General features: G+C 71.6%; 9 protein-coding genes. 5 read left to right on the forward strand and 4 right to left on the reverse strand.

Features of this window, described 5'->3' with window-relative positions:
- Both GT354_RS53475 and GT354_RS05150 read left to right on the forward strand, forming a co-directional pair.
- The coding region (locus tag GT354_RS53475; RefSeq protein WP_237534394.1) for a hypothetical protein at positions 1-248 on the forward strand (248 nt) is incomplete at its 5' end.
- A gap of 70 nt (positions 249-318) precedes the next feature.
- Complete coding sequence (locus tag GT354_RS05150) at positions 319-843, forward strand: hypothetical protein (protein ID WP_161354977.1); 525 nt, start codon at positions 319-321, stop codon at positions 841-843.
- 84 nt (positions 844-927) lie between these two features.
- Here GT354_RS05150 and GT354_RS05155 read toward each other — a convergent pair whose 3' ends face one another.
- The 3 genes from GT354_RS05155 to GT354_RS05170 form a co-directional block, all read right to left on the reverse strand.
- Entirely contained in the window at positions 928-1,743 is an 816-nt protein-coding gene (locus GT354_RS05155; RefSeq protein WP_202511530.1) for an SAM-dependent methyltransferase, read from the reverse strand.
- 511 nt (positions 1,744-2,254) lie between these two features.
- Entirely contained in the window at positions 2,255-3,331 is a 1,077-nt protein-coding gene (locus tag GT354_RS05165) for a sigma-70 family RNA polymerase sigma factor (RefSeq protein WP_237534395.1), read from the reverse strand.
- A gap of 134 nt (positions 3,332-3,465) precedes the next feature.
- Positions 3,466-3,789, reverse strand: coding sequence for a UBP-type zinc finger domain-containing protein (locus GT354_RS05170; protein WP_161354980.1), 324 nt, complete (start codon positions 3,787-3,789; stop codon positions 3,466-3,468).
- Between the two features lie 182 nt (positions 3,790-3,971).
- Here GT354_RS05170 and GT354_RS05175 point away from each other — a divergent pair, with 182 nt between their 5' ends.
- From GT354_RS05175 to GT354_RS05185, 3 genes are read left to right on the forward strand one after another with little or no spacing between them, the layout of a single operon-like run.
- On the forward strand, positions 3,972-5,480 hold the full coding sequence (locus GT354_RS05175) for an NAD(P)/FAD-dependent oxidoreductase (protein WP_161354981.1): 1,509 nt from the start codon (positions 3,972-3,974) through the stop codon (positions 5,478-5,480).
- Positions 5,477-6,418: an SDR family NAD(P)-dependent oxidoreductase gene (locus GT354_RS05180; protein ID WP_346011863.1), complete on the forward strand. Its 942-nt coding sequence runs from the start codon at positions 5,477-5,479 to the stop codon at positions 6,416-6,418. The genes GT354_RS05175 and GT354_RS05180 overlap by 4 nt, the downstream gene beginning before the upstream one ends.
- A gap of 33 nt (positions 6,419-6,451) precedes the next feature.
- Positions 6,452-7,402: an alpha/beta hydrolase gene (locus GT354_RS05185; protein ID WP_161354982.1), complete on the forward strand. Its 951-nt coding sequence runs from the start codon at positions 6,452-6,454 to the stop codon at positions 7,400-7,402.
- Between the two features lie 68 nt (positions 7,403-7,470).
- Here the strand turns inward: GT354_RS05185 and GT354_RS05190 are convergent.
- Positions 7,471-7,900, reverse strand: a 430-nt coding sequence (locus tag GT354_RS05190) for an ATP-binding domain-containing protein (RefSeq protein ID WP_161354983.1), incomplete at its 5' end; no start/stop codon positions are given.

The following is a 7,900-nucleotide window of genomic DNA, read 5'->3' on the forward strand; positions in this document are numbered from 1 at the left end:
TCGGGGCCGTGCCGCGGCTCGGCACCACCGACACCGCCGAGGGCCGGCTCACCCACGCGCTGCCGCCGTTCGCGGTGGAAGGGCTGCCCGCGTCACGGTCGCACGCGCCGACGCCGCCGGGGTCGGACGAGCCTGCTTGGCGCAGCACCCGAACGGAGCCGGTCGGCCTCGGCGGATCGCGGCGAACCTCCCCTGCGATCACCGGAGTTCGCCGCGAACGCGCAGGTCGCGATGTCAGTGCCGGATGAGATGCTCGACGCATGGGTTGAGCGCCACCGCGGACGACCGCCGCGGCTCGACGCAAGAGGAGGATCCTCGATGTCCACCACCGACACCATGGCTCGTCTGAACACCATGACCCGCCTGACCCCCGTGAAGCCGGCCACCGTGCGCCGGGCCCTGACCCGGATCGACACCGGCACGGTGCGCACCCACCCCGACGGCACCCGGCCCGGCGCCCCCGGCATCTCGTGGCGCACGCTCGCCACCCTGCAGCGCGGTCACCTGATCCGCCTCGGTGGCGAAGTGCCGCTGCGCGGCCGCAACATGGGCATCACCCGGGCCGGGCACCACACGCTGATCGCGCGCGGTCGCTACGTCAAGGGCACCTGGGCCCACCTGCTTCGCCAGGAGCAGACCTGGACCACCGCGAGCGGCGACGTGCTCGACATCGCCGCCATGCACCCCTACCACTGCGCCAATGCCGCGGCGTGGCTGCAACGCAACGCCGCGATCATTCGGGCCGACGCCGCGCCGCGCCGGCGGGGCGACGCGGTCGCGTGGATCGACGACACCCCGCTGATGCGCGCTCTGGTCGCGACGGCCGAACGAGCCGTGGTGTAGTACCGGCAGAACCGAACTCGCGGGCCGCACAAGGCCGTTGGCACCCGTCCCACAAGGCGGGTGCCGTCGGCCGCGCGGATCGGGTCAGGGTTTGCGGCCGACCGCGCAGTAGATCCAGGACTGGGCGAGCCGCTCGGGAGACAGGTCGGCGTCTTCGTCCGGATGCCACAACGGCGCCTGCACCAGCCCGGGTTCGAGCAGCTCGACCCCGGCCAGGAACGGCAGGATCTGCGCGTGCGGACGCGGCAGCATGAACTCGGCCTCGTCGTTGACCGCGAGGACCGAGTCGGCCGAGATCGGCGGCAGGAAGTCCGACGTGGTGTGCGACAGGATCAACAGGCTGCCGGAGGGCACCGCGTCGAGGAGCCGGGCGACGATGCCCGCCGGGTCCCGGTCGTCCGCCACGTAGTGCAGGATCCCGAGCAGCAGCACGCACACCGGGCGGTCGAAGTCGATCAGCTCGCGCACTTCGGGAGCCGCCAGCACCTTGTCCGGCTCACGCACGTCGCCCAGCGTGAAACCGGTCCGGCCCTTGTCGGTCGCGGGCATCAGGGCCCGGGCGTGCGCGAGCACGATCGGGTCGTTGTCCACATAGGCCACCCGCGCCGACGGGACGACCTCCTGCGCGATCTCGTGGGTGTTGCCCGGCGCGGGAATGCCCGTACCGATGTCGAGGAACTGGTCGATCCCCTGCTCGGCCGCGTAGCGCACGGCGCGGGCGAGAAAGGCCCTGTTGTCGAGCGCGGTGACCGTGGTCTGCGGCGCGACGGCGATGAACTTCTCCGCCAACTCCCGATCGACCGGATAGTTGGTCTTGCCGCCGATGTGGTAGTCGTACACGCGCGCGGGATGCGGACGACTGACGTCTATCCCGGTGGGCACCCAGTCCTGCTCGGACAACGTCTCGTCCCCTCGAAGTCGGTGAGGCGCCAGCCTATGACAACCAAACACCCCCTTCCACAAGGCATTTGCCGCGGGTGCCCGCCGCGGTTCGAGGCCCGGCGGCCGGGAGCGCGAGCCGGGTGTGATGAGTTTCGGTCGAGCGAACGGTCATAACTCGGTAAGGCGTCGTCACAGGAGGTCGTCAATGGTCGATCCATCCGAAACATCCGCTGCCCCGGCGACCGTTCTGGTCGTGTATCCGCCGATCGACCGCGCAGACATCGCAGGGCTGTGCGAGCGGCTACGGCTGCTTTTGGGCGCCAGTCGCGCGGATCCGTTCCCGTGTGACGTCGGCGCTCTGGTCGTCCCCGATCTGGTCACGATCGAGGCGCTCGCGAGACTGCAGCTCACCGCACGTCGCCTCGGGCGTCGGATCCGACTCCACGACGTGTGCGGTGAGCTGCTCGCCCTGCTCGCCCTGATGGGGTTGGCCGACGTGCTTCCCGGCGAGGCCGGCGGGCCCGGCGGACTATTCCCGGTCGAGCCCGGCCCCCTCGACGGCGCCTCCCGTGTCGTCGAGCGTCATCGGGAGCCCGAACAGCGGGAACAGGTGCGGGACGTCCAGGAACGAGTTGATGCCGATGATCTGCCCCGCTGAGATCTCGATGACCTGAAGCGCCCACGGTTCGAAGCTGCCCCCGGGACCACTGGGCCGATACTGACCGAAGCCGGGCGTGCCGTTGGCGACGATCGGGACCAGCCGCGAGCCGCGGCAGCCGTGGCCCACGCCGAGCATCCACTCGCAGATGTCGGCGTGACCGCGCAGCCACAGGTCGAAGGGCGGCATGGACAGCGTCGCGTCCTCGCGCAGCAGCGCGGTGAACGCCTCCAGGTCGTAGCGCTCGAACGCGTCGACGTAACGGGCGAGCAGCGCCTGTTGCTCCTCGTCCATCGGGCGGATCGGGTCGGTCGCGGTGATCTCGTTCTCCGCGAGCGCCGCGCGGGCGCGCTGCAACGCGCTGTTGACCGAGGCGACCGTGGTCCCGAGCAACTCGGCCACCTCGCTCGCCTTCCAGGCCAGCACCTCGCGCAGGATCAGCACGGCCCGTTGACGCGGCGGCAGGTGCTGGAGCGCGGCGACGAAGGCCAGTCGCACCGTCTCGCGCGCCACCGCCACCTCGGCCGGGTCGGCCACACTCGGCACGACCCGGCCGTCGGGGATGGGTTCGATCCAGGTCGCCTCCGGCATCGGGGGCGGGAGCGTGGAACTCGCGGGCACCGGCGAGGAGAGGTCCATCGGGCGAGCCCTTCGCTCACGGCCGTTGAGGCTGTCCAGACACACGTTGGTGGCGATCCGGTAGAGCCACGAGCGCACCGACGAGCGGCCCTCGAAGCGGTCGAAACTCTTCCACGCGCGGACCATGGTGTCCTGCACGGCGTCCTCGGCCTCGAACACCGAGCCGAGCATGCGATAGCAGTAACCGGTCAGTTCGGTGCGGAAGGGCTCGAACTGCGCCTCGACCACGTCGGCGCCCACCCCTGTGCCCAAGGCGCCGGCGTCGGCCGAACCGACGGAAACACCGTCTGTTGCTGCGGTTTCACTCATCGGGGGCTCCCACCGGAGAAGGCTGCGTCGACCACGGGGGCAAGTCTAGGCAGCCGCACCGACACACCGGCCCGACTCGGGCGACGGCGTCCGCCCTCGGGGCAGAATCCGCCGCCGCCCGTGCGGTACACCCGTCAAGCCGTGGGCACGGCCACCAGTTCGTCCGCGTAGCACCACGCCCAGTCCTCGCCGGGCTCGAAGGAGCGCACGAGCGGGTGCCCCTCGGCGTTCCAGTGCGCCGTGGCGTGCTTGTTGGGCGAGCTGTCGCAGCAGCCGACGTGCCCGCACGTGAGGCATTCGCGCAGGTGCACCCATTGGCTACCGTCGCGCAGACAGTCCTGACAACCCTCGGTCGACCCGGGCCGCACCGCCGACGGCAGTTCGCTCAGGTGCGCGCACTGCTCGGTCGTCGGCTGCCCGGCGCCGTTCTGGACCACCTCGTAGTGGATCTCCGCCATGGTCGTACTCCCTCACCCGCCGCGTCGCCGAATCCTCGGCCGAGCAGCATCCTGGTCCCGTTCACCCCTCGCGTTCCCTGATCGCGCGACGCTACCCACCCGACCGTCGAATCGCTCTTCCACCGCATGGCTACTTGTCAGTAACCTCCAGGTGGATCGCTCCACGGACCCCGGAGGCCGGCTTGCACACGCCACACGTTCGGATCGCCGTGATCGGAGCCGGCTTCGCCGGTCTGGCCGTGGGTCATCGGCTGCGCCGGCACGCCGGCATCGAGGACTTCGTGATTCTCGAACGGGGCCACGACGTCGGGGGTACGTGGCGCGACAACACGTATCCCGGCGCGGCGTGCGACGTGCCGTCGAACCTGTACTGCTTCTCGTACGCGCCCAACCCCTCGTGGTCGCGCGCGTTCTCCCCCGGCCCCGAGATCCAGGAGTATCTGCGGCGCTGCGCCCGCGACTTCGGCCTGACCCCGCACCTGCGGCTCGGACACGAGGTCGAGGCCGCGCGCTGGGATCACGACGCGGCACGCTGGCGACTGACCACGAGCCGGGGACCGTACACCGCCGACGTGGTGATCGCCGGGGCCGGCGCGCTGACCGAGCCCGTGGTGCCGCGACTGCCCGGCCTCGACGATTTCGGCGGACACACCTTCCACTCGGCCCGGTGGGACCACGACCACGACCTGACCGGCAAGCACGTGGCCGTGATCGGTACCGGCGCGTCCTCGGTCCAGTTCGTGCCGCGGGTCCAGCCGCGCGTGAGCCGGCTCGACCTCTACCAGCGCACCGCCCCGTGGATCATGCCGCGCAACGACCGCCCGCTGCCCGGATGGCAGCAGAACCTGTACCGCCGGATCCCCGCGGCGCAGTCGGCCGTGCGGGCCGGCCTGTACTGGCGGCGCGAGGCGACGCTCGGCGCTTTTCTGGGCCCGTGGAACCTGTTCGGCGACCTCGCGAGCAAGGCTTCACGCGCGCACCTGCACGCGCAGGTGGCCGACCCCGAACTGCGGGCGCGGCTGAGCCCCGACTATCGCTTCGGGTGCAAGCGCGTCCTGCTGTCGGACGACTACTATCCGGCGCTCACGCGACCCAACGTCGACGTCGTCACGTCGTCGATCCGCGGGGTGCGACCGGGTGGCATAGTCACCGTCGACGGCGCCGAGCACAAGGCCGACACGATCGTGTTCGGGACCGGCTTCCGGGCCACTCGGCCGTTGATCGCCGAACTGGTGACCGGACGCGACGGGCGCACGTTGAGCGAAGTGTGGAGCGGGGGCATGGTGGCCCACCGGGGCGCGATGGTGGCCGGCTTCCCGAACCTGTTCCTGATCGTCGGCCCCGGGACCGGGCTCGGCCACTCGTCGATGACCGTGGTGATCGAGGCCCAGGCGCGCTACGCGGTGGACGCGGTGCGGCAGATGCGCGACCACGACATCGCCGACGTCGAAGTGCTGCGCGAGACGCAGGACACGTACAACGCGTGGCTCGACGATCGGATGCGCCGCACGGTGTGGACCACCGGCGGCTGCACGAGTTGGTACATGGACAATCGCAACGGTCGGGTCACCGCGCTGTGGCCGGGGTCGTTGTCGCGGTTTCGGCGGATGAACCGGCGGTTCACGCCGGCGGGGCACCGGGCGCGTCGGCGGCGGCAGGTCGAGTGTTCTTCGAGCGGGGAGTGCGGGTGATCCGGGACTTCACAGGTCGCGTGTGCGTCGTCACGGGCGCGGGGTCGGGCATCGGGCGGGCACTCGCGTACGAGTTGGCCGCGTGCGGGGCTCGGCTCGAACTCGCCGACATCGACGCCGAGGGGTTGCGCACGACGGCCGACCGGGTCGCGCGTCTGGGCGCGGCGGAGACCCACACCCAGGTCGTCGACGTGGCCGATCGGGCGGCCGTGCAGTCGTGGGCCGACGCGACGGCCGCGCGGTTCGGCGGAGTCGACCTCGTGGTCAACAACGCGGGTGTGGCGCTGACCGCGACGGTGGAGGAAATGGACTGGGACGACTTCGAGTGGCTCATGGGAGTCAACTTCTGGGGCGTCGCCTACGGCACGAAGGCGTTCCTGCCGCACCTGCGCCGCTCCGACGCCGGTCATCTGGTGAACATATCGTCGGTGTTCGGCCTGTTCGGGGTGCCGTCGCAGAGCGCGTACTGCGCCGCGAAGTACGCCGTCCGCGGTTTCACCGAGTCGGTGCGCCACGAGATGCGATTGTCCGGCTCCGGGGTAGGCGTCACCACGGTGCACCCGGGTGGAGTCCGGACCGACATCGTGCGCAACTCGCGGGCCGCGATCGGCCGGGACAAGGACGAGGTCGTCGCGCTGCACGACTCGCTGTCCAAGACGTCGGCGCAGCGGGCCGCACGGACCATCCTCAAGGGGGTGCGGCGCGGCCGGGCACGGGTGTTCGTGGGTTTGGACGCGACCGCGATCGACGTCGGCACCCGCGTGCTCGGGTCGGCCTTCGAGCCGCTCGTGCGCCGGGTGTCGCGGCGCGGTGCGCCGCTCGCGCCGGCCCCGCAATCGGCCGCGGGGCCGGGGTCCGCGCCGGGCACCGAGGGTTTGTCGAGCCTTGGCGAGCGATTCACCGCCGGTGGGTATTCAGACCCCGTTACCGATGGGTAGAAAAGAGGGAGAGGCGCGCGAGCGGAGGCGGACATGGCGACCGACACGACGGCGAACTCGACCGGTACCTCAGGTGGCGGGGCCCTTGCGGGACAACGGATCACGGTGCGCACCGGTGACGGAGCGGCGCTGCGGGTGACGGTGACGGGCGCGCCCGACGCGGCTGCCACGGTGGTCTTCGCGCACGGGTGGACGCTGCACGGCGACGTGTGGCGGGCGCAGGTCGCGGCCTTGGTCGCGGGCGGCGTGCGGGTGGTGACCTACGATCACCGCGGACACGGTGGCTCCAGCGCGGGACGGGCCGCGCCGTGGACGATCGACCTGCTCGGCGACGATCTCGCGGATGTGATCGACGCCGTCGCGCCGAGCGGCCGGGTACTGCTGTGCGGGCACTCGATGGGCGGCATGACGATCATGGCGCTGGCCGCGTCCCGGCCGGAGTTGTTCGGGTCGCGGGTGGCGGGCGTGGTTTTGGTGGGCACGTCGGCGGGCTCGCTCGTACCGTCCGGTCGGGGGCTGCCGCCGGCGGTGCGCATACGCTCCGCGGCGCAGACACGGTTCTTCGCGTTCGGGCAGCGGCACCCGCAGTTCATGACCCGCGGGCGGCGGATCCTGCCGGGCCCCGGCCGCCCCGGGCACCTGCGTCTGGTGCGGCGCGGGCTGTTCGGGCCACAGGCCGACCCGCGGCTCGTCCACGAGTGCGCGCAGATGCTGTTCGCGACGCCGATGAGCACGGTGTGCGGATTCTTCCCGGCGTTGGCCGGGCACGACAAGGTGGGCACGCTGGCCGCGCTCGCGGCGGTGCCGGTGCACATCGTGGTGGGCGAGTTGGACCGGCTCACCCCGCTCGCGCACAGCAAGGCGCTCGCGGCCGAGTTGCCCGACGCCACGCTGCACGTGGAGCGCGACTGTGGGCACATGGTGTTGACGGAGCGTCCGGAGAGCGTGACGACGCCGCTGCGGGAGTTGTGCGCGGGCTTGTGAAAGTGAGCGACGCCGGGCCTTCGGGAGTCCCGGCCGGCCCGGCGTCGTGTTTCTTCCCCGCCCGCGGGTCAGCTCGCTTCGATGCCGAGCAGGTCCGCGGTCCAGTCCGGGTCGGCCGTGACCACGGCCAGCAGCCGGGTCGCGCGGGTGAGCGCGACGTAGAGCGTGCGCATACCGTTGGGCGACTGTTCGACCACGCCGCGCGGGTCGACGATCACCGCGGCGTCGAACTCCAGGCCCTTGGCGTCGAGCGCGTCCATCAGCTGCACTCGCTCGTCCAGGCCCGCGAGGTCGCCGGCGAGGTCGTCGGTGTGCCCCACGGGGGTGATCACCCCGATCGTGCCCTCTACCGTGTCCAGGAGTTCCTGCACGAGTTTGCGCACGACCGGGCCGCTTCGCTCGCCCGCCGTGGCGTGCACGGTGGGGCGTTCGCCGCCGGAGCGCACCGACCGGGCCGGACGCGCGCCCGGGACCGCCCGCACCAGCACGCGCGCGGCC

This window comes from Streptomyces sp. SID3343 (assembly GCF_009865215.1).
In the GTDB taxonomy this organism is placed as follows: domain Bacteria; phylum Actinomycetota; class Actinomycetes; order Streptomycetales; family Streptomycetaceae; genus Embleya.